The 23,647-nt window shown below is 61.6% G+C and carries 23 protein-coding genes; 12 read left to right on the top strand and 11 right to left on the bottom strand.

Annotated elements, in window-relative coordinates; genetic code table 11:
* Window positions 1-6 precede the first annotated feature (6 nt).
* From I5961_RS27470 to I5961_RS27460, 3 genes are all read right to left on the bottom strand, one after another.
* Window positions 7-2,850, bottom strand: a complete 2,844-nt coding sequence (locus tag I5961_RS27470) for a class I adenylate cyclase (RefSeq protein ID WP_227233883.1) — start codon at window positions 2,848-2,850, stop codon at window positions 7-9.
* 194 nt (window positions 2,851-3,044) lie between these two features.
* On the bottom strand, window positions 3,045-3,290 hold the full coding sequence (locus tag I5961_RS27465) for a TIGR02647 family protein (RefSeq protein WP_085696861.1): 246 nt from the start codon (window positions 3,288-3,290) through the stop codon (window positions 3,045-3,047).
* Between the two features lie 191 nt (window positions 3,291-3,481).
* Window positions 3,482-3,766, bottom strand: coding sequence for a hypothetical protein (locus I5961_RS27460; protein ID WP_085702337.1), 285 nt, complete (start codon window positions 3,764-3,766; stop codon window positions 3,482-3,484).
* Window positions 3,767-3,889: 123 nt separating this feature from the next.
* Between I5961_RS27460 and I5961_RS28670 the strand changes: the two genes are divergently transcribed.
* Window positions 3,890-4,549 (top strand): glutathione S-transferase family protein, encoded by a 660-nt coding sequence (locus I5961_RS28670; RefSeq protein WP_085696862.1) that lies wholly within the window; start codon window positions 3,890-3,892, stop codon window positions 4,547-4,549.
* A gap of 129 nt (window positions 4,550-4,678) precedes the next feature.
* Here I5961_RS28670 and argH read toward each other — a convergent pair whose 3' ends face one another.
* Entirely contained in the window at window positions 4,679-6,073 is a 1,395-nt protein-coding gene (gene argH / locus I5961_RS27445) for an argininosuccinate lyase (RefSeq protein WP_227233881.1), read from the bottom strand.
* 474 nt (window positions 6,074-6,547) lie between these two features.
* Between argH and I5961_RS27435 the strand changes: the two genes are divergently transcribed.
* The 7 genes from I5961_RS27435 (at window position 6,548) to I5961_RS27405 (ending at window position 12,948) form a co-directional block, all read left to right on the top strand.
* The gene (locus tag I5961_RS27435) at window positions 6,548-7,294 is read left to right on the top strand and encodes a LytR/AlgR family response regulator transcription factor (protein ID WP_085696865.1); all 747 of its coding nucleotides are present in this window, start codon (window positions 6,548-6,550) and stop codon (window positions 7,292-7,294) included.
* A gap of 138 nt (window positions 7,295-7,432) precedes the next feature.
* The gene (gene hemC / locus I5961_RS27430) at window positions 7,433-8,374 is read left to right on the top strand and encodes a hydroxymethylbilane synthase (RefSeq protein ID WP_227233879.1); all 942 of its coding nucleotides are present in this window, start codon (window positions 7,433-7,435) and stop codon (window positions 8,372-8,374) included.
* Complete coding sequence (locus I5961_RS27425) at window positions 8,371-9,138, top strand: uroporphyrinogen-III synthase (RefSeq protein WP_227233877.1); 768 nt, start codon at window positions 8,371-8,373, stop codon at window positions 9,136-9,138. Before hemC ends, I5961_RS27425 begins: the two co-directional genes overlap by 4 nt.
* A 16-nt stretch (window positions 9,139-9,154) precedes the next feature.
* Window positions 9,155-10,297 (top strand): uroporphyrinogen-III C-methyltransferase, encoded by a 1,143-nt coding sequence (locus I5961_RS27420; RefSeq protein ID WP_085696868.1) that lies wholly within the window; start codon window positions 9,155-9,157, stop codon window positions 10,295-10,297.
* On the top strand, window positions 10,294-11,532 hold the full coding sequence (locus I5961_RS27415) for a heme biosynthesis protein HemY (RefSeq protein WP_085696869.1): 1,239 nt from the start codon (window positions 10,294-10,296) through the stop codon (window positions 11,530-11,532). Before I5961_RS27420 ends, I5961_RS27415 begins: the two co-directional genes overlap by 4 nt.
* A 220-nt stretch (window positions 11,533-11,752) precedes the next feature.
* A complete protein-coding gene (locus tag I5961_RS27410; RefSeq protein ID WP_085696870.1) occupies window positions 11,753-12,304 on the top strand; it encodes a disulfide bond formation protein B in 552 nt (183 codons plus the stop codon).
* 185 nt (window positions 12,305-12,489) lie between these two features.
* Window positions 12,490-12,948: an Rsd/AlgQ family anti-sigma factor gene (locus I5961_RS27405; RefSeq protein ID WP_007951863.1), complete on the top strand. Its 459-nt coding sequence runs from the start codon at window positions 12,490-12,492 to the stop codon at window positions 12,946-12,948.
* Between the two features lie 60 nt (window positions 12,949-13,008).
* On the opposite strand, the gene I5961_RS27400 is transcribed toward I5961_RS27405, so the two are convergent.
* Window positions 13,009-13,674 carry an FKBP-type peptidyl-prolyl cis-trans isomerase gene (locus I5961_RS27400; protein ID WP_227233875.1) on the bottom strand — a complete coding sequence of 222 codons (666 nt, stop codon included), beginning with the start codon at window positions 13,672-13,674 and terminating at the stop codon, window positions 13,009-13,011.
* Between the two features lie 192 nt (window positions 13,675-13,866).
* Here I5961_RS27400 and I5961_RS27395 point away from each other — a divergent pair, with 192 nt between their 5' ends.
* The gene (locus tag I5961_RS27395; RefSeq protein ID WP_227233873.1) at window positions 13,867-15,063 is read left to right on the top strand and encodes an AlgP family protein; all 1,197 of its coding nucleotides are present in this window, start codon (window positions 13,867-13,869) and stop codon (window positions 15,061-15,063) included.
* Here the strand turns inward: I5961_RS27395 and I5961_RS27390 are convergent.
* On the bottom strand, window positions 15,060-15,521 hold the full coding sequence (locus I5961_RS27390) for a TIGR02444 family protein (protein ID WP_227233871.1): 462 nt from the start codon (window positions 15,519-15,521) through the stop codon (window positions 15,060-15,062). The two genes, I5961_RS27395 and I5961_RS27390, sit on opposite strands and share 4 nt — an antisense overlap.
* Before the next feature lie 50 nt (window positions 15,522-15,571).
* Between I5961_RS27390 and abc-f the strand changes: the two genes are divergently transcribed.
* The 3 genes from abc-f to I5961_RS27375 all read left to right on the top strand — a co-directional run bounded on the left by abc-f (window position 15,572) and on the right by I5961_RS27375 (window position 18,811).
* A complete protein-coding gene (abc-f, locus tag I5961_RS27385; protein WP_227233870.1) occupies window positions 15,572-17,482 on the top strand; it encodes a ribosomal protection-like ABC-F family protein in 1,911 nt (636 codons plus the stop codon).
* Window positions 17,482-18,063: a mechanosensitive ion channel family protein gene (locus I5961_RS27380; protein ID WP_011336505.1), complete on the top strand. Its 582-nt coding sequence runs from the start codon at window positions 17,482-17,484 to the stop codon at window positions 18,061-18,063. The genes abc-f and I5961_RS27380 overlap by 1 nt, the downstream gene beginning before the upstream one ends.
* A 115-nt stretch (window positions 18,064-18,178) precedes the next feature.
* Window positions 18,179-18,811: a LysE family transporter gene (locus I5961_RS27375; protein WP_064600316.1), complete on the top strand. Its 633-nt coding sequence runs from the start codon at window positions 18,179-18,181 to the stop codon at window positions 18,809-18,811.
* Window positions 18,812-18,871: 60 nt separating this feature from the next.
* Here I5961_RS27375 and I5961_RS27370 read toward each other — a convergent pair whose 3' ends face one another.
* The 5 genes from I5961_RS27370 to I5961_RS27350 form a co-directional block, all read right to left on the bottom strand.
* Entirely contained in the window at window positions 18,872-19,615 is a 744-nt protein-coding gene (locus I5961_RS27370) for a penicillin-binding protein activator LpoB (protein ID WP_085696875.1), read from the bottom strand.
* 3 nt (window positions 19,616-19,618) lie between these two features.
* The gene (gene lpoB, locus I5961_RS27365) at window positions 19,619-20,206 is read right to left on the bottom strand and encodes a penicillin-binding protein activator LpoB (RefSeq protein ID WP_007951848.1); all 588 of its coding nucleotides are present in this window, start codon (window positions 20,204-20,206) and stop codon (window positions 19,619-19,621) included.
* A 36-nt stretch (window positions 20,207-20,242) separates the two neighbouring features.
* A complete protein-coding gene (locus I5961_RS27360; protein WP_227233868.1) occupies window positions 20,243-20,617 on the bottom strand; it encodes a YcfL family protein in 375 nt (124 codons plus the stop codon).
* Window positions 20,618-20,632: 15 nt separating this feature from the next.
* Window positions 20,633-22,027, bottom strand: coding sequence for a COG3014 family protein (locus I5961_RS27355; protein ID WP_085606055.1), 1,395 nt, complete (start codon window positions 22,025-22,027; stop codon window positions 20,633-20,635).
* A 202-nt stretch (window positions 22,028-22,229) separates the two neighbouring features.
* Window positions 22,230-23,603 (bottom strand): COG3014 family protein, encoded by a 1,374-nt coding sequence (locus tag I5961_RS27350; protein ID WP_085696878.1) that lies wholly within the window; start codon window positions 23,601-23,603, stop codon window positions 22,230-22,232.
* Window positions 23,604-23,647 lie beyond the last annotated feature (44 nt).

Raw genomic sequence — 23,647 nt, 5'->3', positions numbered from 1 at the left:
CCCGCCTCAGACCTGCTCGAGCGCCTCGTTCAGAGAGCGTTCCAGGTCGGCCTTGTAACGCAGATACAGATTGCTTGAACTCTGCCCGTCACCGATCACACCCGACAGGTCGAGGTCGGTGATGTAGCAGCGGTAGCGCTCGGTTTCCCGGCGCTGCCCGACGATCTCCCGGGCGACCACGCTGAACAGCTGGTCGCCATGTTCCAGCTCGCTGAATTCCCGTTGATTGCAATACAGCGTGACCTGCACTTCGCCGGGTGCGGCTTTACCGACGATCGCCTGCACGTCGTAGAACGGTTTGTTGACCGGCGTCTGCGGCGCCGGGCGCATTTCGACCCGTCGCGCGCGTCCCGGCCCTGATGGCAATAACTGGTAATACAAGATTTCAAGGCTGACGGCGTGGCCCGAGTCCATCGGCAGCAGTGCTTCGCGGCGGAACTGGATCGATTGCAGGAATCGCTGCAACGGCACCAACAGGCTTTGCTCGTCGTGATAGGGCAAGTGCTGCTGCCACAGCGCGTTGAACTCGTCGAGTACGTACAGTTCGGCGGTTTGTTCGGTGAGCCGGTAGAACACCTGAATGCATTCGGGCTGGCCCATCGGCAGGATCAGCGCCAGGTCGTGGTCTTCCAGCGCCATCGGATCCAGGTGCAGCGGGCTGTAGCGCGGCTGTTCCTCACCAAGGTAATCAAGCAGCGCCGGCAGGGTGGCGAGGGCCACATGGCTGACCTGGCCCGGCACCAGTTCCAGCACGTGATAGTGCTGCTGCACCTGGATCAGGTAGCGGTGATTCAAATCGCTTAACAGCAGTGTCTGCGCGGTGTCGACGATTTCTTCCACCCGGCGGGCGATGAACTGCGCGCGGTTGTGACAGAAGCAACGCACTCGCAGCGATGGTTGTTGCAGTCCGCGCGGCAGGTTGTTGAGGTAATCGCGCAGGCAGTCCATCAAGGCATGCGGACCGTCAAAGCGGTTGACCAGTACCTCGTTCCAGCTGTTGAGCGTGACCTGATCCAGGGTCAGCACCAGGTTCTCGCGCACACCGGCGTAGCTCAGCGAATCGGTACGCTCGGTGGTCATCAGGATGTTCAGGTCGCGGTGATGCTTGAGCGGGTCGACCCCGACATTCACCAGCATCAGCACTTCGCTCGGCACGGCGGCGCGCAGCAGCGGTTCTTCGGCAACGGTCGACAAGGGCAGGGCGATGCATTGCTGCAGGCTGCCGAGCAGGTTGAACAGCTCGAACTCGCTCAGGTCGCTGGTGCCGGGGTGCAGGGCCAGTCGGGTGCTGCTGTCGATCACGCCGTTGCGGTGGCACCAGGTCAGCAGTTCCAGCAACTCGCGGCTGCGCTTGATCGGCGCGAAATGTTCCCACTCCAGCGCCGTCAGGCTGCCGTTGTACAGGCCCCACTGGGTTTGGCCCGGTTCCTTTTTGTTCGGCGATTGCACCAGGGTCAGGGTGTCTTCGGCCAGATCCGGGGCGATGCCGGGATTGATGAACTCGACCTTGTCCGCCTTGCGCTCGAACGCGGCGTACAGGCGCCGGCCGAGAACGTTGAGGTCGCGCTTGTTGATCAGGCTGACGGTCTGTTCGGTGCGGGCGAACTGGGTCAGAAAGCGGTAGCTGTAATTCAGCTCGTTGACCAGGGCCCGGCGCTCGGCGCTGACCTGGCGGACTTTCCACTGGCTGCGGCTGTCGAGCAGTGCCAGTTGCCGCTGGTCCCAATGCCATTCGCTGGCCAGTCGTTCCAGCAGTGAACGCTGCCAGCTCTGGGTGCGGGTGTTGCCGGTGAGCTTGCGGTTGACCTTGAGGTACAGCGCCCGGCGCACCAGTTCCAGACGCTCCGGTTCGTTGCGCGCCGTGAGGTATTCCTCGATCCGCCGGTAAACCACCATGTACGGGTCCAGCTCGTCGAGGTCCAGCCGGTTGGCGAATACGGCCTGCTTGAAGCGCAGGCTCAGGCATTGCACCTGTGGATGCTCGCTGGCGTAGACCTCGGTCAGCAGCAGCTTGAGCACCGATTTGTAAGGCGATTCGATGCCCTTGAACAGTTGCCACAGCCCGGCGCCGACAAACTCGCCCGGCGGAATGTGCGCCATCGGCCCCAGGTCGAGGGTTTCATCGTTGCGGATAAACCGCTTGGAAATCAGGGTGTGGGTGTACGCGTCATAGGCGCGTTCTTCGTAGACCGGCACCAGCCACCAGATCGGCGTGCGCCCGGCGAGCCAGATCGCGGTGCGATAGAACTCGTCCAGCAGCAGATAGTGCTGGGTGGTGCCGCAATCTTCAGAGCTGAGCTGGGTGTCGCGGTCGCCTTTGACGAAGCGCACCGGGTCGATCAGGAAGAAATGCGCTTCTGCCCCTTGGCTGGCAGCCCAGGTTTCGAGCAACTGGCATTTCTTGCGCAGCTCGGCCAGTTCACTGTCGCTCAGGTCGGGGGCATGGCAGACCCAAACGTCCATGTCGCTCTGATCGGCCTGGGCCAGCGTGCCGAGGCTGCCCATCAGGAACAGCCCATGAATCGGTCGAGGCGGGTTGCTGCCGTGTCGCGGTTTGTAGGAGAACGAGCGGGTCAGGCGCTGGGCTTCGGCCAGCGCGTCGGCGTCCGGTTCGTAATTCGACAGCCCGGCCGGCGTACCGCCCGAGACATAACCGGGCAACAGCGGATGATTGACGTGAAAAAACAGCGGCAGCAGCGTCAGCACACTTTGCTGGCGCGTCGACAGGCCTTCCAGTGCCCGGTTCAGGCGACCTTCATTGAGTTTCAGAAAACGTGCACGTAGCTGGCTGAGTACCTTGCGGTCGATGCCTTCGTCCAGGTCGGGGCGGATTTCATGGGTGCGGGTCATGTCGGCTCAAACCGGCGCGCAGGGCTCGGAGGCAAGGGGTCTCGGGTGTCCGGGAGTTTAGCGCCTGAGCAGCAGGAGTTTTAAGCTGAATTTGTTTTTTGACGTCAGATTTCCAACGTTGGGCGATGGGCAACGTTCATGGCTGGCCCGCGGAAATCCCGTGGCAGGGGTTTCCGTGGGCAAAGTCGGGAGGATCAGGCGTTTTGCTGCTCTTTGAGAATCGTCAGTACGGTTTGCACGTTTTGTGCGGCATCGCGACCGAGGCTGGTCAGGTAACCGCCATCAGGCTGGTCTGTCAGTTCTTTTTCAAACAGGCGTTGTGCGGCGGCAATGTGCTTCGGGGCAGCGGTCTGATGAATTTTCAGACCTTCCTGGGAACTGTCCAGGTTGAAGAGTGCGAGGACTTCCAGTTCGGCAACCAACTCAGGGGTAAGCGACATAAGGACTCCAGACTTTCTAGGAATTGGACGACAGCGCCCCTAAGGTGAACCTGCCGGCGCGGCCTGTCCAGTGCGCGTGTCAGGGTTTTCGTCCCGGGGTGGATTCCAGTGTAGTCAGGGGTCAGCAGAAGGCCGTGGAGATGGATGACAAATTGTGTGGGAGCAGGCCTGCTCCCACAGGGCGAGACCGGTTACTGCTTTTCCGGTGGCAGTTCCGGCAATGCGCGCAGCGCGGTTTCGTACCATTCGGTATCGAACGCGCGGTCATCGTCGAGCATCGAATCGATTTCGTAGGCCAGCACATGGGCCATCAGGTTCAGGATGTCTTCGCGCTCGTAGCCGACCAGCGTCAGCTTGTTGAAGGTTGCCTTGGCCGCTGGCGGGTTGTCGCTTTCGATCTGGTTCTCGATCGCTTCGATCAGCGTCGATTCGGTGAACTCTTCTTCATCATTGTCGATGTCAGTCGGCTCGCTCATGGCAGGCTCCTCAAGGAAAGGCGCCAGTTTACCCGCATTCAGCGGCGTGATGCTGCTGGCGAGAATCCCCCGGGCGATCTATAAACAGGCACTGCCCACCCCGCACGGCCTGGAGGCTATGTGATGTTCAAGCTCTATGGATTCTCCGTCAGCAACTACTACAACATGGTCAAACTGGCGCTGCTGGAAAAAGGCCTGCCGTTCGAAGAGGTCACGTTCTACCCGACGCCGACGCCTGAATCTCTGGCCATCAGCCCGCGCGGCAAGGTGCCGGTGCTGGGGGCCGAAGGCGGTTACATCAACGAAACGATGGTGATGCTCGAATACCTCGAAAGCAGTCAGCAGGGTGTCCCGCTGTTACCGACCGAACCGTTCGCCCGTGCCCAGGTGCTGGCAGTGGCCAAGGAAATCGAGCTGTATATCGAGCTGCCGGCCCGTGCCTGTTATGGCGAAGCGTTTTTCGGTACGGCGCTGCCGGAGGCGATCAAAGAGAAAACCAAGGCTGAATTGCTGCTGGGTTTTGCGGCGCTGGGACGTCACGGCAAGTTCGACCCGTATGTGGCGGGCGACAGCCTGAGCATTGCGGATTTGTACTTCCTCTACAGCGTGCCGCTGGCGGCTGCGGTGGGGCACAAACTGTTCGGTCTGGATTTGCTGGCGGAAATGCCGAAGGCCAGGGCGCTGCTGGAGCGGCTTGAGCAGAATCCGCACGTGCAGAAGATCGAGGCGGACAAGGATGCAGCGATGCCGGCGTTTTTGGCGATGATCGCGGCCAAAAAGTAAGTTTGCTGGTGCTTTCGAGATGGCTTTCGCGAGCAGGCCCGCTCTCGCATTCGATCTGCTGCGAACACCGGGCAGATGTCCAATCGAGATCAATTGTGGGAGCGGGCCTGCTCGCGAAGCTTTCAGCTTTTAGCGGCTGGCGATCAACGCCTGGCCGCGAATCACGGCAGCCTTGACCTGCGCCGGCGCTGTGCCGCCGATGTGGTTACGGGCATTCACCGAGCCTTCCAGGGTCAGCACGGCGAACACGTCCTGTTCGATCTGATCGCTGAACTGACGCAGTTCTTCCAGGCTCATCTCGGCCAGATCCTTGCCGGTGTCGACGCCGTACTTCACCGCGTGACCGACGATCTCGTGGCAATCACGGAACGGCAGGCCACGGCGCACCAGGTAGTCGGCCAGGTCAGTGGCAGTGGAGAAACCGCGCAGCGCCGCTTCACGCATGATGGCGTGTTTCGGTTTGATCGCCGGGATCATGTCGGCGAAGGCACGCAGCGAGTCGCGCAGGGTGTCGGCGGCGTCGAACAGCGGTTCCTTGTCTTCCTGGTTGTCCTTGTTGTAGGCCAGTGGCTGGCCTTTCATCAGGGTCAGCAGGCCCATCAGGGCGCCGAACACACGGCCGGTCTTGCCGCGTACCAGTTCCGGCACGTCGGGGTTTTTCTTTTGCGGCATGATCGAGCTGCCGGTGCAGAAGCGGTCCGGCAGATCGATGAACTGGAACTGCGCGCTGGTCCACAGCACCAGCTCTTCGGAGAAGCGCGACAGGTGCATCATCGCGATGCTTGCGGCGGAGCAGAATTCAATGGCGAAGTCCCGGTCGGACACGTTGTCCAGCGAGTTGCCGCCGACGGCGTCGAAGCCCAACAGTTGCGCGGTGTATTCGCGGTCGATCGGGTAGGTGGTACCGGCCAGCGCCGCGCTGCCCAGCGGCATGCGGTTGGTGCGCTTGCGGCAGTCGACCAGACGCTCGTAGTCGCGGCTGAGCATTTCGAACCAGGCCAGCATGTGGTGCCCGAAGGTCACAGGCTGAGCGGTCTGCAGGTGGGTGAAACCCGGCATGATGCTCGCGGCTTCGCGCTCGGCCTGCTCCAGCAGGCCTTTTTGCAGGCGGGTGATTTCGCTCAGGATCAGGTCGATCTCGTCACGCAGCCACAGGCGGATGTCGGTGGCGACCTGGTCATTGCGGCTGCGGCCGGTGTGCAGCTTCTTGCCGGTGATGCCGATGCGGTCGGTCAGGCGTGCTTCGATGTTCATGTGCACGTCTTCGAGGTCGACGCGCCAGTCGAACTGGCCGGCCTCGATTTCGCCCTGGATGGTCTTCAGGCCATCGATGATGCTGTCGCGCTCGGCATCCGTCAGCACGCCGACCTTGGCCAGCATGGTGGCGTGGGCGATCGAGCCCATGATGTCGTGGCGATACAGGCGCTGGTCGAAAGTGACGGAGGCGGTGAAGCGGGCGACGAAGGCGTCGACGGGTTCACTGAAGCGGCCGCCCCAGGACTGATTGGTCTTGTCAGTGCTCATGAATTCGCTCGTATCGGCTTGAAGAAAGAAGGCGTGAAACGCTGGCGCGGATAATAACAGGGTTGCCAATCCTGTCGCTGACACTGGTCGATACGTTTTTTTCTCATGTCCTCCTCCATAGTCGCCGGTGTCTGCGGGGGATTTGCGCAAGGATATTTTTCGATTGAGCAATATCGGCCTGACGAGCGTCTACAGTAGGACATAGGGGTCGACGTGGCGGCGGATCGCGCAAAGGTCCGGCCACCGACTATAAGAAGAGAGAGGGGTGGGTGTATTGGCCATTGGCATACCCTGCGTAAAACGCAGTCGGCGACGGGCGTCAGTCGGTACGTTGCACGTGTCGGCAAATATTGCCGGCCGACGTACGGCACTTTTTGACGCTCGCGCTAGTCTTAGCGTGGATCGCGGTGACGGACGTCACTCCACTTGTCTACGCTATCCTTGTGCGAGACTCACGCAGGAATCCAGCGCAATATGAATGTCCTGATCGTTGATGACGAACCACTGGCCCGCGAGCGCCTCGCCCGAATGGTGAGCGAGCTCGAGGGCTACACAGTCCTGGAGCCTAGCGCCACCAATGGCGAAGAGGCGTTGGCGCTGATCGACAGCCACAAGCCGGATATCGTGCTGCTCGATATTCGCATGCCGGGCCTCGATGGCCTGCAGGTGGCTGCCCGTCTGTGCGAACGCGAGACCCCGCCAGCCGTGGTGTTTTGCGCAGGTCCCGATGAATTTGCCGTGGAAGCCCTTCAGGCCAGCGCCGTGGGCTATGTGGTGAAACCCGTGCGAACCGAACATCTGCATGACGCCCTGAAACGGGCTGAACGTCCCAACCGGGCCCAGCTCTCGGCCCTGACCCGTCCTGCCGCCGAAAGCGGTAACGGCCCGCGCAGCCACATCAGCGCCCGCACCCGTAAAGGCATCGAACTGATCCCGCTGGATCAGGTGGTGTATTTCATTGCCGACCACAAATACGTGACCTTGCGCCACGAAGCCGGCGAAGTTCTTCTGGATGAGCCGCTCAAGGCACTGGAAGACGAATTCGGCGAGCGCTTCGTGCGGATCCACCGCAACGCGCTGGTCGCCCGCGACCGCATCGAGCGACTGCAACGCACACCGCTGGGCCACTTCCAGTTGTTCCTCAAGGGTCTGAACGGTGACGCGCTGATCGTCAGCCGCCGGCATGTGGCGGGCGTGCGCAAAATGATGCAGGGGCTTTAGGCCGCAGGCTCCGGGCGGTTCTTCGTTCTTTTCACCAGGCATTGCAGGCCAGGGAGGCCACGCCGTTTCTGATTCAGGTCAAAGTGGATTTGGCTGAGCTGTTATTATCCGCCGTATCTATTCAGTACGGATTGATCCATGTCCTCTCGCGAAATCCGCATCGCCACCCGCAAAAGTGCTCTGGCCCTCTGGCAGGCCGAATACGTCAAAGCCCGTCTGGAAGCAGCCCACCCGGGCCTGCTGGTGACGCTGGTGCCCATGGTCAGTCGTGGCGACAAGCTGCTTGATTCGCCCCTGTCGAAAATCGGCGGCAAGGGCCTTTTCGTTAAAGAACTGGAAACCGCGCTGCTGGAAAACGAAGCCGACATCGCCGTGCACTCGATGAAAGACGTGCCGATGGATTTCCCCGAAGGCCTCGGTCTGTTCTGCATCTGCGAGCGCGAAGATCCGCGTGACGCGTTTGTCTCCAATGCATATTCCAGCCTCGATGTATTGCCTGCCGGCAGCATCGTCGGTACCTCCAGCCTGCGTCGTCAGGCGCAGTTGCTGACCCGCCGTCCGGATCTGGAGATCCGTTTCCTGCGCGGCAACGTCAACACCCGTCTGGCCAAGCTTGACGCCGGCGAGTACGACGCGATCATCCTCGCGGCAGCTGGTCTGATCCGTCTTGGTTTCGAAGACCGCATCACCTCGGCCATCAGCGTCGACGACAGCCTGCCGGCCGGTGGCCAGGGCGCCGTCGGTATCGAGTGCCGCAGTGCCGACACGGAAATCCATGCCCTGCTCGCACCCCTGCATCACGCCGACACCGCTGACCGTGTCACGGCCGAGCGTGCCCTCAACAAACATCTGAATGGCGGCTGCCAGGTGCCGATCGCCTGCTACGCCGTGCTCGAAGGCGATCAATTGTGGCTGCGCGGTCTGGTGGGCGAACCGAGCGGCGGCAAGCTGCTCAGCGCACAGGCCCGTGCGCCGCGTGCCGCAGCCCAGACGCTGGGCGTGCAGGTGGCCGAAGACCTGCTCAGCCAGGGCGCCGACGATATTCTCAAGGCAGTCTACGGCGAGGCAGGTCACGAGTGACCGCCTGGCGCCTGCTGCTGACGCGCCCGGCGGAGGACTGTTCGGCGCTCGCCGCCGTGCTGGCCGAACAAGGGTTTTTCAGCAGTTGTCTGCCGCTTTTGGAAATTGCGCCACTGCCGGTCTCTGACACAATGCGCCACACGATCACGCAACTGCCGCGTTATAGCGCCGTTATCGTGGTCAGCAAGCCGGCGGCGCGGATCGCGATGGATCTGCTCGATTCTCTGGGCCTGTCGACTCCGACGATGCCATGGTTCAGCGTGGGTGCGGCGACCGCCGCGATCCTTCGGGATCGGGGGCTGGATGTGAGCTTCCCGGACGCGGGCGACGACAGCGAAGCCTTGCTGCAATTGCCGCGTCTTCTGGCGGCGGTGGCCGTGCCCGGTTCGCAGGTGTTGATCCTGCGCGGGGAGGGCGGACGCGAATTGCTGGCCGAGCGCCTGCGCGCGCTTGGTGCTAGTGTCGAATATCTGGAGTTGTACCGTCGCGACCTGCCGGACTATGCGCCGCAGGAGCTGCCTCGCAGGATTGCAGCGGAACGCCTGAACGGGCTGGTGGTCAGCAGTGGACAGGGTTTCGAGCACCTGCGCCAACTGGCCGGCGATACCTGGCCTGTGCTTGCGCAGTTGCCGTTGTTTGTTCCAAGCCCAAGGGTTGCCGAGCAGGCCAGTGCCGCCGGGGCCCGAACAGTTGTGGATTGTCGCGGCGCGAGTGCCGCGGCTTTGCTGACGGCGTTACGGGAGCATCCCGTGCCCGTTCTCTAATGCAAAGGATGGATACGTGAGCGAAACAACCTTGCCTAAAGATGACGTTCAACCTGTGATCGATGCACCGGTTGATGCACCGCCACCGGCCGCCGAACCGCGCCGAGGCAACGGATTGGCCATTCTCGCGCTGCTGCTCGGCGCCGCCGGTGTTGCGGTGGGTGGCTGGGGTGTCTGGCAGGTGCGACACCTGCAGGCCAACACTCAAAATCAATTGAGTCAGGTTCAAGCGTTGAACGATCAGGCACAGACCCTGAAGCTCAACGAGCAACGACTGACCGAGCGTCTCGGGCAATTGCCCGGCGCCGATGAACTTGCCGATCGCCAGCGTCTGGTGACCCAGCTTCAGGGCGATCAGCAGCGCCTCAATCAGCGTCTGGAAACCGTCCTCGGCGCCAGCCGCAAGGACTGGCGTCTGGCCGAGGCCGAACACTTGCTGCGTCTGGCCAGTCTGCGTCTTTCCGCCCTGCAGGACATCAGCAGCGCTCAGGCACTGGTGCAGGGTGCCGACGAAATCCTGCGTGAGCAGAATGATCCCGGTTCGTTCGCCGCCCGCGAGCAAGTGGCGAAAACCCTTGTGGCGCTGCGCAGTACCGAACAGCCGGATCGCACCGGGCTGTTTCTGCGCCTGGGCGCCTTGCGCGATCAGGTCGTCGGTCTCACCGAGCTGGCGCCGGAATACAAGGATCGCGGCGATTCGCTGCTGGGCCTGACTTCCGACGGCGATGGCGCCAGTCGCTGGGCGCAGTGGTGGGATCAGATCTCGCGCTACATCCGCATCGATTTCAACGCTGACAAAAACGTCCGGCCGCTGCTTGCTGGCCAGAGTCTGAGTCAGGTGCGTCTGGCCCTGAGCCTTTCGCTCGAGCAGGCGCAATGGGCTGCGCTCAACGGCCAGGCGCCGGTGTACACCCAGGCCCTGGCCGAAGCGCGTGACGTTCTCACCGGCAACTTCAATCCGGACAACCCGCAGAGCAAAATCATGCTCGAGCAGGTCGCGGAACTGAGCAAGCAACCGGTTACCGTCAATACGCCGGATCTCGCCGGAACGTTGAGCGCGGTGCAGGCGTATCTGGAGCGCCGTAACGTCAACGCCGAGGAATCAGTGAAACCCTTCGCCAAACCGGCCGCGAGCACCGCTCAGGAGGCGACACCATGAAGCGCCTGTATGTGATCGTGTTTCTGGTGATCGCGGCAACGGCGGCGCTGGGCCTGGCGATTGCCGAGCATTCCGGTTACGTGCTGGTCGCCTACAAAAGCTTTCGTTATGAGTCGAGCCTGTGGGCAACCCTGGCGGTGGTCGCGGTGCTGTGGCTGCTGGTCTGGGGCATCAAGGCGCTGGTCGAGTTGGTGCTGACCTCCGGCGGCGTGGTCAATCCATGGTCGCGACGCAACCGCAGTCGCCGTGTGCAGGTGGCGATCGAGCATGGTCAGCTCGACCTGGCCGAAGGTCGCTGGGCCAGTGCCCAGCGCCACCTTTACCGGGCCGCCGAAGCCGAGCGTCAACCGTTGCTGTATTACCTGGGCGCCGCTCGCGCCGCCAACGAACAAGGCCACTACGAGGAAAGCGATCGCCTGCTGGAGCGCGCCCTCGAGCGTCAGCCGCAGGCCGAGCTGGCGATCGCCCTCAGCCATGCGCAGTTGCAGACCGATCGTGGCGATACCGATGGCGCGCTGGTCACTTTGCAGGCGATGCACGAGCGCCATCCGCACAATGTGCAGACTTTGCGTCAGTTGCAGCGCCTGCATCAGCAGCGCGGTGACTGGTCGTCCGTGATCCGGCTGTTGCCGGAGCTGCGCAAGGACAAAGTCCTGCCACCGGCTGAGCTGACCGAGCTCGAGCGTCGCGCCTGGGGAGAAAATCTGTCCCTGGCGGCCCAGCGTGAAGAGGATGGCGCAGTCGGTTTGCAGTCGCTCAACCGAGCCTGGCAGCAGCTGACTTCTGCCCAGCGCCAGGAACCGGCGCTGGTACTGGCCTACGCCGAGCAGTTGCGCCAACTGGGCGCCCAGGTCGAAGCGGAAGAAGTGCTGCGCACGGCGCTCAAGCGTAAGTACGACAGCCATCTGGCGCGCCTTTACGGTCTGGTGCGCGGCAGTGATCCGGCGCGTCAGTTGCAGGCGGCTGAAGGCTGGCTCAAGGATCATCCGGGCGACGCCAGCCTGCTGCTGACGTTGGGGCGTTTGTGCCTGCAAGCCAGTCTGTGGGGCAAGGCGCGGGATTATCTGGAAAGCAGCCTGCGAGTGCAGCGTAATCCGGAGGCCTGCGCCGAGTTGGCTCGCCTGCTGGCCCGGTTGGGTGACACCGAGCGCAGCAATCTGCTGTTCCAGGAAGGGCTCGGGATGCTGGATGAACGCCTGCTGGCTGCGCCATTACCCGTAGCTGTTCGAGCGTGATCAGAAAGGAGGAGCGATGCTCCTCCTTTTTCTTCCGGTGACTGAATAGTTACCCGTAAATCCCTTCCTGAGCAAAGTCCTACAGTGGACTGCACCGAATCCTTCTGTGCTTGTCGGGATTTCCCTACACTTCTGATGAAGTGTCGCCAGTGACCTGCCTTGAAAGCTCGAGGCGCTTTCCTCTACCGTAACTGCCTGTCTTTATTTTTACGGATAAGCCATGTCTTTGGCCTGCTCACGCTCCCTGTTCTTTATGGCTTTCACTGCGGGGATTCTGGCCCTGGGAGCTTCCTATTACCTCGAATACGCGGTCGGTCTGGTGCCTTGCAGCCTGTGTCTGGTCCAGCGTCTGTTCATGAGTGTCCTCACCCTTTGTTGTGGTATGGCTGCGATCCATGGGCCGCAACGTGTCGGTCTGTCGCTGTATTGGGTGATGGCATTGTTGACCAGTCTTGGCGGCATGACGGCGGCCTGGCGGCAAGTGCTGTTGCAAAGTGATTCCCTGCAAAGACTGGCGCATTGCGGGCCCGGGCCGGAAGAGATGTTCAGCAGCCTGCCGTGGTTGTGCGCACTGATGCGCATGTTCAACGACACCGCCGATTGCGCGGAATTGTCCTGGACGCTGTTCGATCTGAGCATTCCGGAGTGGAGTCTGCTGTTTTTTGTGGGGATGTCGATCCTGGCTTTTTATCAGTTGCTGCGACAGGTCTGGATGGCTTTGCAGCGACCGCTGCGCGGCCAACCGTCGCACCCGGCGCTGGTCAGGGATTAAACACTTGTATGAACTTTCTCTCCTGCGTACCTTGAAGCCATAGTCGTGCGGGCATAATCTGGCCCGCACGTGTCATTGGAATTGTGTTGCTCGATGACGCTCTGCCTGGCCGCCTCTCAAAGCATTAGCCACAAGAAGGGGCGCGGGTGTAGAGCAGCATGACCCACAAGGGAAGAGAGATCGCCATGCTCGAAAGTTGTCAGAATGCTCAGGAACGTTGGGGTGGAGTTCATCTGCTGATCGACCGCTGGCTGCAGGAGCGTGAGGAGTTGATCGCTGCCTATGACAAGCTGGGCGCCAAGCCTCAGGCGCTGTCCGAGGATCGAAAGCCCTTGCAGGAGTTCTGCGGCGTGCTGGTCGATTACGTCTCGGCCGGCCACTTCGAGATCTACGAACAGCTGACGGGCGAGGCCAAGGCCTTCAACGACAAGCGCGGCCTGGAACTGGCCGAGACGATCTACCCACGGATCGATGTCATCACCGAAAAGCTGCTCGCATTCAACGACCTTTGCGATGAAGGCAAATGCGTTGCTGAGAAATTCAAGGAGCTGGGCGGCCTGCTCCACGAGCGCTTCGAACTGGAAGACTGCCTGATCGAAGTGCTGCATACCGCACATAAGGAAGAGGATTCGGTTCAGGCCTGAATCCGGCCTTGCAAGAACCAGAAACGGTGCGCCCCAGGCGCACCGTTTTTTATTGGGCGATCAACTGGTCGCGCCGCGCAATTCCACTTCGAACACCAACGGTGTAAACGGCGCGATCAGGTCGCCGGCACCGTCAGCGCCATAAGCCTGATCCGACGGAATCACCAGACGCCACTTCGCGCCCACGGGCATGTTCTGTAGCGCCGTGCGCCAGCCGGCGATCACGCTGTCGAGATTGAACCACTGTGGTTGTGTGTTTTGATCGAACACGGTGCCATCCGGCAGTCGGCCGACATACAGCACCTGCACTTTTCCATCCGGGCCGGCCTTCGTGCCGTTCCCCGGCGAAAGCTCGGTCAGCAGGATGCCGTCGGCCAGCTCCTTCACACCCGGTTTGGCTTTTTCGGCGGTGAGAAAACGTCGCTCGTTTTCCATCGCGGCTTCAGTCGAAGGCATCGCTGCCTGCTCGGCTGTCTGCGATTCGTGATCGGCGAGGATCTGCTCGATGCGTGCCTCGCTCAGTGCCAGCGGTTTGCCTTGATAGGCCTGTTGCAGACCTTCGATCAACGCCTGGATCTGTAGCTGCGGCACTTCCTGGCGCAGCCGTTCACCGAGGCTGGCACCCAGGCTGTAAGCCAGATCGTGGGCATCGTTTGCAGTGTTTTTTTCGTCGGCCTGCGCCAAGGAAAAAATCATGCAGAGGGATAAAAAAAGGTAGCGCGACATGGGCACTCTCCGTCCTGAATTGCGGTGGATTATGCCAGCGCGAACGTCTGCAACGGTGAACTGCTTTTGCCAATGCGCAGAAGTTTTTCGCAAGCCTGCAACCGAGTGCTTTCGATACTGTCAACATGCCCTAGCGGCGGTAGCAGCAGAGGTCTAGTATGAGCCGCACTCACGTCAGCCAGGAGGTAAACCATGTCGGCCACCAAGAAGCCTGTAAACACTCCGTTGCATTTACTCCAACAACTCTCGGGCAGCTTGCTCGAGCATCTGGAAAACGCTTGCTCCCAAGCCTTGGCTGATGCTGAAAAACTGCTCGCCAAACTGGAAAAGCAGCGCGGCAAGGCACAAGAAAAGCTGCACAAATCCCGCACCAAATTGCAGGACGCAGCAGCGGCCGGTAAAGCCAAGGCGCAGACCAAGGCCAAGGCTGCCGTGAAGGAACTTGAAGATCTGCTTGATGCCCTGAAGGAGCGTCAGTCCGATACCCGCAGCTACATTCTGCAACTCAAGCGCGATGCCCAGGAAAGCCTGAAACTGGCCCAGGGTGTCGGTCGTGTTCAAGAGGCCGTCGGCAAGGCGTTGTCCCTGCGTTCGGCCAAACCGGCAGCGGCGCCTGCGAAAAAAGCGGCTGCCAAACCTGCTGCAAAAGCACCGGTCAAAGCCCCTGCAAAAGCGCCAGTGAAAGCCGCTGCAAAACCAGCCGCGAAGAAACCTGCAGCCGCCAGCGCTGCTAAACCTGCGGCCAAAACCACAGCAGCCAAACCAGCGACTTCCAAACCAGCTGCTGCCAAGCCGGCTGCTGCAAAACCAGCTGCCAAACCTGCGGCGAAAACCGCTGCTGCGAAGGCCGCTCCGGCAAGCACTGCAGCTGCGAAACCTGCTGCCAAGCCAGCCACCAAAGTGGCTGCAAAGCCGGCAGCAAAACCAGCCGCTAAAGCCGCTGCCAAACCAGCCGCCAAAACTGCTGCTGCCAAGCCTGCGGCGAAAACCGCTGCCAAACCTGCGGCGAAACCTGCTGCCAAAGCGGCGGCGAAACCTGCGGCAAAAGCTGCTGCCAAACCAGCCGCCAAACCGGCTGCCGCCGCGAAGCCTGCAACCACCGCAGCCAAGCCAGCGACCGCTGCCAAACCGGCCGCCAAGCCAGCAGCGAAACCTGCTGCAAAACCTGCGGTGAAAAAACCTGCCGCTGCCAAGCCAGCTGCCGCCAAGCCAGCAGCAAAACCAGCTGCAGCAAAACCTGCCACTGCGCCTGCTGCCAAACCTGCCGCACCGGCAACCCCGGCTCCGACTGCAGCACCGGCACCGGCCGCCACTACCTCGACCACCGCAACCACGCCATCCCCGGCGCCGGTGTCGAGCGTCACCAGCAATCCGTCCAGCGCTTCCTAAGCGCCGGTCGCCGCGACGCGCAGCACTTGCAGCGCGTCGCGGTTCAGGTTGGCCGCCGGGCCGGCCAGCACGTTCAGCCAGTCTCTCGATTCCTTGGAGTCACGCTTCCAGCCTTGCGCGGCGCCTTCAAGTCGCGACAGCAGTGCACGCTCCGCCTCCAGCTCCAGTCCCTTGATCTGCTCGCGCATGCCCTTGAGCACCGGATCGGTGTCGGCCAGGGTTTTCCACTGCGTGCGCAATGCGCGTAACGGCTGGACCACTTCCCGGTCCCAGGGCTCTGTCAGTTCCACAAGCTGCCGGGCGCGCACCTCGTCACAGGTCACATCGCGTTGTTCCAGCCATAAGCCGCATAGCATCAGGCACACGTTGGCTCCCGCCGATTGCAGGCGCAGGCAGGCATCCTCCACGCCAGGACGGGCGTAGACGGCAAGGGCAAAGCTCCACAGGTCAGAGGACATCGTGCTACTCGCGCCAGTTGCGGGGGAAGCTGGTAGACTCCGCCGCCATTATGATCCGACTTCAGAACCTGACTTTACAGCGTGGCCCGCAACGTCTGCTAGAAGACGCCGAGCTGACCCTGCACGCCGGCCAGAAAGCCGGCCTCATCGGTGCCAACGGCGCCGGCAAATCCAGCCTGTTCGCCTTGCTCCGCGGTGAGTTGCACCCGGACTCGGGCGACTGTCTGCTGCCGGCCGACTGGCGTATCGCCCACATGCGCCAGGAGGTCGATACGCTCGAACGCCTGGCGGTCGACTATGTGCTCGACGGTGACCTGCGTCTGCGCCAAGTGCAGCGCGAGCTCGCGGCAGCCGAAGAGGCCCACGACGGCACCGCGCTGGCGCGCCTGCACGCCGAACTCGACAGCGCCAATGGTTACACCGCCGATGCGCGAGCGCGCAAGTTGCTCGCCGGGCTCGGTTTCACCAACGAGCAGATGGATCGTCAGGTAGGAGATTTCTCCGGTGGCTGGCGGATGCGTCTGAACCTTGCGCAGGCTTTGATGTGCCCATCAGACTTGCTGCTGCTCGACGAACCGACCAACCACTTGGATCTCGACGCCATCATCTGGCTCGAAGAGTGGCTGAAAAGTTACCCCGGCACCTTGCTGCTGATTTCCCACGACCGGGATTTCCTCGATGAAGTGGTCGATCATGTGGCCCACGTCGATCAGCGCAAGCTGACGCTCTACCGTGGCGGCTACACCGCGTTCGAGCGCGCCCGTGCCGAGCGTCTGGCCCAGCAACAACAGGCCTACGAGAAGCAGCAGGCGCAGCGTGCGCACATGGAAAGCTACATCGCCCGCTTCAAGGCCCAGGCCACCAAGGCCCGTCAGGCCCAGAGCCGGATCAAGGCGCTGGAGCGGATGGAGGAACTGTCGGCGGCCCACGTCGATTCGCCGTTCGACTTCGTGTTTCGCGAGTCGACCAAGATCTCCAGCCCGCTGATCGACCTGTCTGATGCGCGCCTGGGTTATGGCGAGAAAACCGTGCTGGAGAAGGTCAAGCTGCAACTGACCCCCGGCGCGCGAATCGGCTTGCTCGGCCCCAACGGTGCAGGCAAGTCCACGCTGATCAAAAACCTCGCCGGTGAACTCGAACCACTGGCCGGGCGCCTGACTCGCGGTGAGAACACTGTGGTCGGCTACTTCGCCCAGCATCAGCTCGACTCTCTGGATGCCAAGGCCAGCCCGTTGCTGCACTTGCAGCGTCTGGCGCCGACCGAGCGCGAGCAGACCCTGCGCGACTTCCTCGGTGGTTTCGACTTCCGCGGTGCGCGGATCGACGAGCCGGTGCTGAATTTCTCCGGTGGCGAAAAGGCCCGTTTGGCCCTGGCGCTGATCGCCTGGGAACGGCCGAACCTGTTGCTGCTCGACGAACCGACCAACCACCTGGATCTGGAAATGCGCCTGGCGCTGACCATGGCGTTGCAGGAATTCAGTGGTGCGGTGCTGGTGGTTTCCCACGATCGGCATCTGCTCAAGAGCACCACCGACAACTTCTTCCTGGTCGCGGACGGCAAGGTCGAAGAGTTCGACGGCGATCTCGAGGATTACGCTCGTTGGCTGGTCGAATACCGCCAGCGCAACGCCCCGGTCAGCAACACGCCGGTCAATCCGGACAAGACTGACAAGAAGGCCCAGCGTCAGGCCGCCGCTGCGTTGCGTCAGCAACTGGCGCCGCACAAGCGCGAGGCTGACAAGCTCGAAGCCGAGCTCGGCAAGCTGCACGAGAAGCTGGCGAAGGTCGATGCCAGCCTTGGCGACAGCGACATCTACGAGCCGGCGCGCAAGAGCGAATTGCGTGACCTGCTGGCCGAGCAGGCCAAGCTGAAAGTCCGCGAAGGCGAACTTGAAGAAGCGTGGATGCAAGCCCTGGAAACGCTGGAAAGCATGCAGGCGGAGCTGGAGGCGTTGTCCTGATGGAAGCCTTCAAACTTCCATTGCCGGCCATGTGGGTCGAGCCGATCTGGCTCGGCGTGCAGATTCTGCTGATCCTGCTGGCCGGCTACTTCGCCCAGCGTGTCGTCGCCCGATTCCTGACCCGCCTGGGCGAGAAGTATCCGTTCCCGCCGCAGCTGCTGATGCCGCTGCGCGGCGGTCTGCGCTGGCTGATCATGGGCAGTGCGCTGATCTTCGTGCTGGAACGCCTTGGAGTCTCGGCCACGGTGCTCTGGACTGCGTTGTCGGGCTTCGTCGCGGTGGCCGCGGTGGCCTTTTTCGCGATGTGGAGCGTGCTGTCGAACCTGCTCTGCGCAATTCTGATCTTCACCGTCGGTCCGTTTCGTCTCGGCGACGTGGTCGAACTGGTGGACACCACCGACAAGCCCGGCGTCAAAGGTCGGGTGGTAGCGATCAATCTGCTCTACACCACCTTGATCGAAGCCGAAGAACTCGGCACCGGCAGCGCCATGGTGCAAGTGCCCAACAGCCTGTTCTTCCAGCGTTCGGTGCGACGCTGGCGCGGCACGGATGTGTTCCCGTCCAGCGGTTTCGAAAAGTGATCGCGCGCCGGCCACGTTGGTCGGCGGCCGCAACATCCTGCAAAAAATCGGTAGTCATCCAGCCAAATCCGCATTAGCTTTGAGGATTGTCACGAGTCCGAAGTCGAGGTGTGCGATGGAGCTTCAAACATGGCTGGCGTTTTTTGCCGCCTGCTGGGTGATCAGCCTTTCTCCGGGCGCCGGCGCCATTGCGTCGATGTCCAGCGGCCTGCAATACGGTTTCTGGCGCGGCTACTGGAATGCCCTGGGCCTGCAGATCGGCCTGGCTGTGCAGATCGCCATCGTCGGCGCCGGTGTCGGCGCGATTCTCACCGCTTCGGCCACCGCGTTCCACGCGATCAAATGGTTCGGTGTCGCCTACCTGGTTTATCTCGCGATCAAGCAGTGGCGCGCACTGCCGATGGACATGAGTGACGACGCGGCGGTCCGGCCGATCGGCAAACCGCTGGCCCTGGTGTTCCGTGGCTTTCTGGTGAACATCAGCAACCCCAAGGCCCTGGTGTTCATGCTGGCGGTGCTGCCGCAGTTCATCAATCCGCATGCGCCGCTGTTGATCCAGTACGTGGTGATCGGCGTGACCATGATTGCGGTCGACCTGATCGTCATGGCCGGCTACACCGGTCTGGCTTCGAAGGTGCTGCGCCTGTTGCGCACACCGACTCAGCAGAGACGCATGAACCGCACGTTTGCCGGGCTGTTCATTGGCGCCGCGGCGTTCATGGCGACGTTGCGCAAAGCTGCTGCGTAAAGCGTACAGGCACAAAAAAGGCGACCTTTGCAGGTCGCCTTTTTCGTTTCCGACTGTTAATCAGCGCAGAATCACTGGCGCCGTATCACGCGGCAGATTGTTACGTTGCTGCGGCTCACGCGGCTGCTCGTAACCGCCACCGCCGAGCTGCATGCTCAGTTGCCCGGCCACGTCTTCGCCCAGCGCCTTCGACACGTCACGCACCACCCGCGGGCGGTTGAGCGAGATCTTGATGTCGCGGTGGTTCACCAGTTTGGTGTCCTGCGCTTCACCCATCGCCGTGAACGCCGAGGTGATTTCGTAGGTCTTGGTGTTGATCAGGCTGAAGTCAGCCACCAGCGTCAGGCCCAGCACGGCGGAGTAGCTGTCGGTGTTCGCCAGCTCGTTCACGTCCTGGGTGAAGTCGATGTCCGATACAGTGCCGAACAGCACGTAATCGGCACCCTTGAAGTTGCCGGCCTTGATCCGCTTGATCACGTCGTAGACGTCACCCTTGGAGGACGCGGTGTACGGCGTGCCCTGCACCAGCTGGAACATGCCGGTACGCAGGATTTCACCCTTGATGTCACCGGTGAATTTACGCAGTTCGGTCTGTTCGATGTAGCTGGTGGTGGCTTCGAGCTCGTTGTAGCTCGAAGACCCACTGGCGCTGTAATAACCTTCGCGGTAATTGTTCTGTGCCGAAACGATGTGGATGTATTGCTCCACACGTTCCTGGTACGCCAGATCCGTCACCGCGACTTTCGGGGCCGCCTGCACGCTGAACGCGCAAGCCAGGGCCATCATGCCAATCCATGCGCGCATCGATTAACGCTCCGTGGTTTTGCGGATCTCTTTTTCGTCCATCCACTCCGCCAGACCGCTTTCAACGTCGATCAGTTGCAGGCTGAATTTGTAGAAGACGTCCTTGTAGTCGCTGCTGCGCTTGACGATCGAGCTGATCGAACCTTCAAGACGGTATTTGGCGGCGATCATGTTGCCAGTCTTGGCCACGGTGCTCTTCTTGTACAGGCCGCTCTGATTTTGCAGCTTGAGTTGGTCGACCTGGCTCTGCATCGCAGTGTTGTCGCTGGCGAAGCGGGCGGTGCCGGACTTCATCAGCTGGGTCTTGATGCTGGTGGTGATTTCGCGGGTGTCGATGTATTCGCTGGTCTTGTTCTTCACGTCGTAGACCTGCACCACAGGGCGACCCTGCAGGATGCCGGACTGGGCCAGCGAACGGGTCATCGATTCGGCGATCATCTGCAGGTCGGTGGAGCCGAACTCGTTGGTCACGGTTTCAACGGCCTTGGTGTCGCCGTAGCTGATGTTCTTGCTGCCCAGGGTCGGCGAAGTGTTGGCGCAACCGGAGGCCAGCAGGGCGAGGACGGCGATGAAGGAAAAGCGTGCAAACATGGGAATGGTCTCTGAATCGGAAATAGGGTGTCGGGCTTAAGGTGTCTTGAGTTCCAGACGGAAGTCCACGGCTTTCGGCGTCGGGGCAATGCCCTGGATGAAGCTGGTCTGGGCGCCGTACATCATCTGGCTCTTCCAGACTTCTTCTTCGGCGATCGGGAACCCTTCCGGCCCGAGCCAGGCGAAGCGGTAGTAGAACGTCTTGTTGCTGTTGAGGGTGTTGCTCAACTGCACGTTGACGGTCATGAAACCGTTTTCGCGGGCCACGCGCATCGCGCCGATCACGATGTGTTTCTGCGGGCCCATGGCCACGACCTTGCTCGCGGCGCTGCCCGGCTCCGGCGGTGGCGGGGTGGCGCAGCCGCTCGCCAGAAGGGCGAAGGCGGCGACGGCGATGAGTTTGAGGCGCATGCAAAGACTCCGTTCTTAAGGTTGTTTGAGGCTGGCCACGGCGGTGGCGCCAGCGCTCGGGGTGACGTGGGCGGCGAGGCCGGCGGCGAACACCTGATTGCCGACGGCGCGCAGGGTGATCACCTGGTAACGCTGATCGACGGTCACCTTGACCTGAGAGCCCCCGACGGCGCTCGGCAGAGTAACCTGGTGCTCACCCTTTTTCAGGCGCAGACGGACCACTTGTGTGGTGTCCGGCAGGGTGCGCCACGTACGGGTATCGGCACCTTCGAGCACAGCTGAAGAAATACCGACCGCCAGACCGGCCAGCGGGTTGGTTTCGTTGATCTTCTTTTGCGCCACACCTTTGGTGATCGCGCGCACGGTGGTGCGCAGGATGATCCCCGGCATGTCATCGCGCAGCGCGCGGCGGGACATGGCGGTGGTGCTGTTCAGTGCGGTCAGGTCGACCTGCTGGCCATCGACGCCGATCTGCGCGAAGGTCGCGGTGGAGGTGTCAGGTTTGATGATCGGGAACGACAGCGGGGTGATCACTACGTTGTTGGAGATTGGCAGCGGCAACGGCACGCGGATCGAATCGCGGGCCGGCGCCAGACCGCTTTGCACCACGATCAGGATGTCGCTGTCGTCGCTCTTGACCGGCTTGTCGAGGTTGACCAGCGCCTGCTCCAGCAGCGGGGTGTTCGGGCGCAGCTCGGCAGCCTTGCGATAGCCCGGCGCAGCCAGGTCTTTCTCGCCCAGGGCTTCATAGACGAAACCGGCCAGGTAGTGGCTGAACGCACTCTGGTAGCTGTTTTTCAGGCCGACCACTTCCGGCGCGTCGAGGCTGGCGACCGGATAGCCCTGCAAGTCCTTGTACTCGGTCTTGATGCCTTCTTTTTCGGCTTCCTCTTCGCTCTTGAGGTATTCCTTGTCGCGCAGGTCGGCGATCACCGCTTCACGTTCGTGCGTCTTCTTGATTGCGGTACGGGCGCCGTCGAAATCATTGACCGCCAGCAGGTTCAGGGCCATCTGCGTGGTCAGCATGACTTTTTCGTAGTCGTAGCCTTCGTAGCGGCGCACCTTGTCGTTGACCAGGAAACTGCCGAACTGGGCCAGGTACTTGTCGGTGTCGAGCTTGACCGAGTCTTCCCACTTGCCCACCACCTGGTCGGCGCTGGTCCAGGCATTCTGGCTGCCGGACAGATCGCCCTTGGCGCGCAGCAGTTCACCCTTTTCGAAGTAATAGAGCAGGTCCTTGTCCGGGCCGGTGTTGTTCTTTTCCAGCAGGGTCAGGGCGGCGTCGACGTTGCCGGTAGCCAGTTGCTGGTTGGTCTGGGCCAGTTCGGAATCGTAGTTGCGAAACGCCGAACAGCCGGACAGCAGGGTGACGGCGCTGAGCGCGATCAGAGTGGGAGCGCGGAATGCCATGGGGTACTTCTTCCATGAGTAGCGACAGCCTCGGGTGCGGGTCGGGCTGCTGGGACCGATCGACAGTGGCATTGGCCTCCTGCCAATTCCTCATAAAAAGAGGAGCTTTAATGCCGCATCGCGATAGCGGGGGCGCGGCATTATAAGCGGGCGATGCTGGCTATGTAATAGCTTTTTAATTGCACCGGTTAGTTAGGTGCCATTACTTATCCGGCAATCTGGCATTGCCGATTACGTTGGCGACATCTCTCAGAACTCGCAGGTTGACCAACTGGTGATCGCGGTCGATGCGCAGGATGACCGATGACGCTCCGGGCGCATTGGGCGCATTGAATCGATGATCGCCTTTCTTCAGTCGAATGCGTGCCACCAGTGTCTTGTCGGGGAGCGTGCGCCACGTTCGGGTATCGGCCTCCTCAAAGGGATCGTGCTCGGTGACGACCAGCGAGGCCTTGGCCGGATTGCGCTCGTTTTCCTGCGCCTGGGAAATGGCGGCCATGTTGGCGCGGAACATCGCCCGGGAAATGATCGCCGGCATGTCGTCGCGCAACGTACGGAATGCCATGTCGGTAACGCTGTTGATCATGGTCAGCCGCCGCTTGCGGCCATCCACCAGGATGTGGTCGAACGCCGGTGTGACGGTGTCCGGCACCAGAATGGGAAACGAGATCGGCGCGGTAATGACCAGATTTTCATTGAGCCGCACCGGTATCGGCACCGTTACCGAGCTGCGGGCCGGCGCCAGACCGCTCTGGACGACGATCAGAACATCGCTTTCATCATCCTTGGCCGGCGGTTTGTCGAGATTGCGCAACGCCTGTTCGAGGAAGGGCGTGTTTGGGCGCAACTCGATCGCCTGGCGATAACCCGGTGCGGCCAGATCCCGTTCACCCAGCGCTTCATAGGTGAACCCGGCCAGGTAATGGCTGAAAGCACTCTGGTAACCGTTTTTCAGTTCAATCACCGCCGGCGCATCCAGGGTAGTGACGGGATAGCCCTGCAGATCCTTGTATTGCACGACGATGCCTTGAGCTTTGGCCTGTTCCTCGAGCTCTTCATACTGGCGCTCCCGCTGGCGGGCGATCAGTGCTTCACGTTCGTGGGTCTTCTTGATGTCTGCCCGGGCGCCGTCGAAATCACTTTCACCCAATTGGTTGAGGGCCATCTGTGTGGTCAGCATGACTTTTTCGTAGTCATAGCCTTCGTAGCGACTGAGCTTGTCGTTGACCAGCATGGTGCCCATTTCATAGGCAAACCGGTTGAGCAGCTTCATGGGTGCGGAAGGCACGGCTTCTTCGCGCTGGAACACCATCCGGTCGGCGCTGCGCCAGGCTTTCTGGCTCTGCGGGCGTGCGTTGGCGAAGCTGAGAATCGAACCCTTCTCGAAGTAGTAGAGCAGGTCCTTGTCTTCCCAGGGGTTGTGCCACTCCAGCACATCCAGTGCGCCCTGATAGTCGCCGAGCATCAGCCGGTCGTTGGTTTGCTGCATTTCCAGGTCGTAATTGCGGTAAGCGGCGCATCCGCTAAGTAGCAGGAGCGTGCCGATTAACATCGGGAACAGCAGGCATTGGCGCATGGAGTGCAGCTCTTCCTTGAACAGTAAGGCGGGAGGTGTCGGAT

This window comes from Pseudomonas sp. IAC-BECa141, from assembly GCF_020544405.1.
GTDB lineage: Bacteria > Pseudomonadota > Gammaproteobacteria > Pseudomonadales > Pseudomonadaceae > Aquipseudomonas.
The sequence above is the reverse complement of the archived record's forward strand: the minus strand, read 5'-3'. Positions and strand labels throughout refer to the sequence as shown.

Excerpts from the sequence above, each read along its gene's own strand:
- I5961_RS27470 (WP_227233883.1), bottom strand. The coding sequence starts at position 2,850 with ATGACCCGCACCCATGAAATCCGCCCCGACCTGGACGAAGGCATCGAC.
- I5961_RS27465 (WP_085696861.1), bottom strand. The coding sequence starts at position 3,290 with ATGTCGCTTACCCCTGAGTTGGTTGCCGAACTGGAAGTCCTCGCACTC.
- I5961_RS27460 (WP_085702337.1), bottom strand. The coding sequence starts at position 3,766 with ATGAGCGAGCCGACTGACATCGACAATGATGAAGAAGAGTTCACCGAA.
- I5961_RS28670 (WP_085696862.1), top strand. The coding sequence starts at position 3,890 with ATGTTCAAGCTCTATGGATTCTCCGTCAGCAACTACTACAACATGGTC.
- argH (WP_227233881.1), bottom strand. The coding sequence starts at position 6,073 with ATGAGCACTGACAAGACCAATCAGTCCTGGGGCGGCCGCTTCAGTGAA.
- I5961_RS27435 (WP_085696865.1), top strand. The coding sequence starts at position 6,548 with ATGAATGTCCTGATCGTTGATGACGAACCACTGGCCCGCGAGCGCCTC.
- hemC (WP_227233879.1), top strand. The coding sequence starts at position 7,433 with ATGTCCTCTCGCGAAATCCGCATCGCCACCCGCAAAAGTGCTCTGGCC.
- I5961_RS27415 (WP_085696869.1), top strand. The coding sequence starts at position 10,294 with ATGAAGCGCCTGTATGTGATCGTGTTTCTGGTGATCGCGGCAACGGCG.
- I5961_RS27410 (WP_085696870.1), top strand. The coding sequence starts at position 11,753 with ATGTCTTTGGCCTGCTCACGCTCCCTGTTCTTTATGGCTTTCACTGCG.
- I5961_RS27405 (WP_007951863.1), top strand. The coding sequence starts at position 12,490 with ATGCTCGAAAGTTGTCAGAATGCTCAGGAACGTTGGGGTGGAGTTCAT.
- I5961_RS27400 (WP_227233875.1), bottom strand. The coding sequence starts at position 13,674 with ATGTCGCGCTACCTTTTTTTATCCCTCTGCATGATTTTTTCCTTGGCG.
- I5961_RS27395 (WP_227233873.1), top strand. The coding sequence starts at position 13,867 with ATGTCGGCCACCAAGAAGCCTGTAAACACTCCGTTGCATTTACTCCAA.
- I5961_RS27390 (WP_227233871.1), bottom strand. The coding sequence starts at position 15,521 with ATGTCCTCTGACCTGTGGAGCTTTGCCCTTGCCGTCTACGCCCGTCCT.
- abc-f (WP_227233870.1), top strand. The coding sequence starts at position 15,572 with ATGATCCGACTTCAGAACCTGACTTTACAGCGTGGCCCGCAACGTCTG.
- I5961_RS27380 (WP_011336505.1), top strand. The coding sequence starts at position 17,482 with ATGGAAGCCTTCAAACTTCCATTGCCGGCCATGTGGGTCGAGCCGATC.
- I5961_RS27375 (WP_064600316.1), top strand. The coding sequence starts at position 18,179 with ATGGAGCTTCAAACATGGCTGGCGTTTTTTGCCGCCTGCTGGGTGATC.
- I5961_RS27370 (WP_085696875.1), bottom strand. The coding sequence starts at position 19,615 with ATGCGCGCATGGATTGGCATGATGGCCCTGGCTTGCGCGTTCAGCGTG.
- lpoB (WP_007951848.1), bottom strand. The coding sequence starts at position 20,206 with ATGTTTGCACGCTTTTCCTTCATCGCCGTCCTCGCCCTGCTGGCCTCC.
- I5961_RS27360 (WP_227233868.1), bottom strand. The coding sequence starts at position 20,617 with ATGCGCCTCAAACTCATCGCCGTCGCCGCCTTCGCCCTTCTGGCGAGC.
- I5961_RS27355 (WP_085606055.1), bottom strand. The coding sequence starts at position 22,027 with ATGGCATTCCGCGCTCCCACTCTGATCGCGCTCAGCGCCGTCACCCTG.
- I5961_RS27350 (WP_085696878.1), bottom strand. The coding sequence starts at position 23,603 with ATGCGCCAATGCCTGCTGTTCCCGATGTTAATCGGCACGCTCCTGCTA.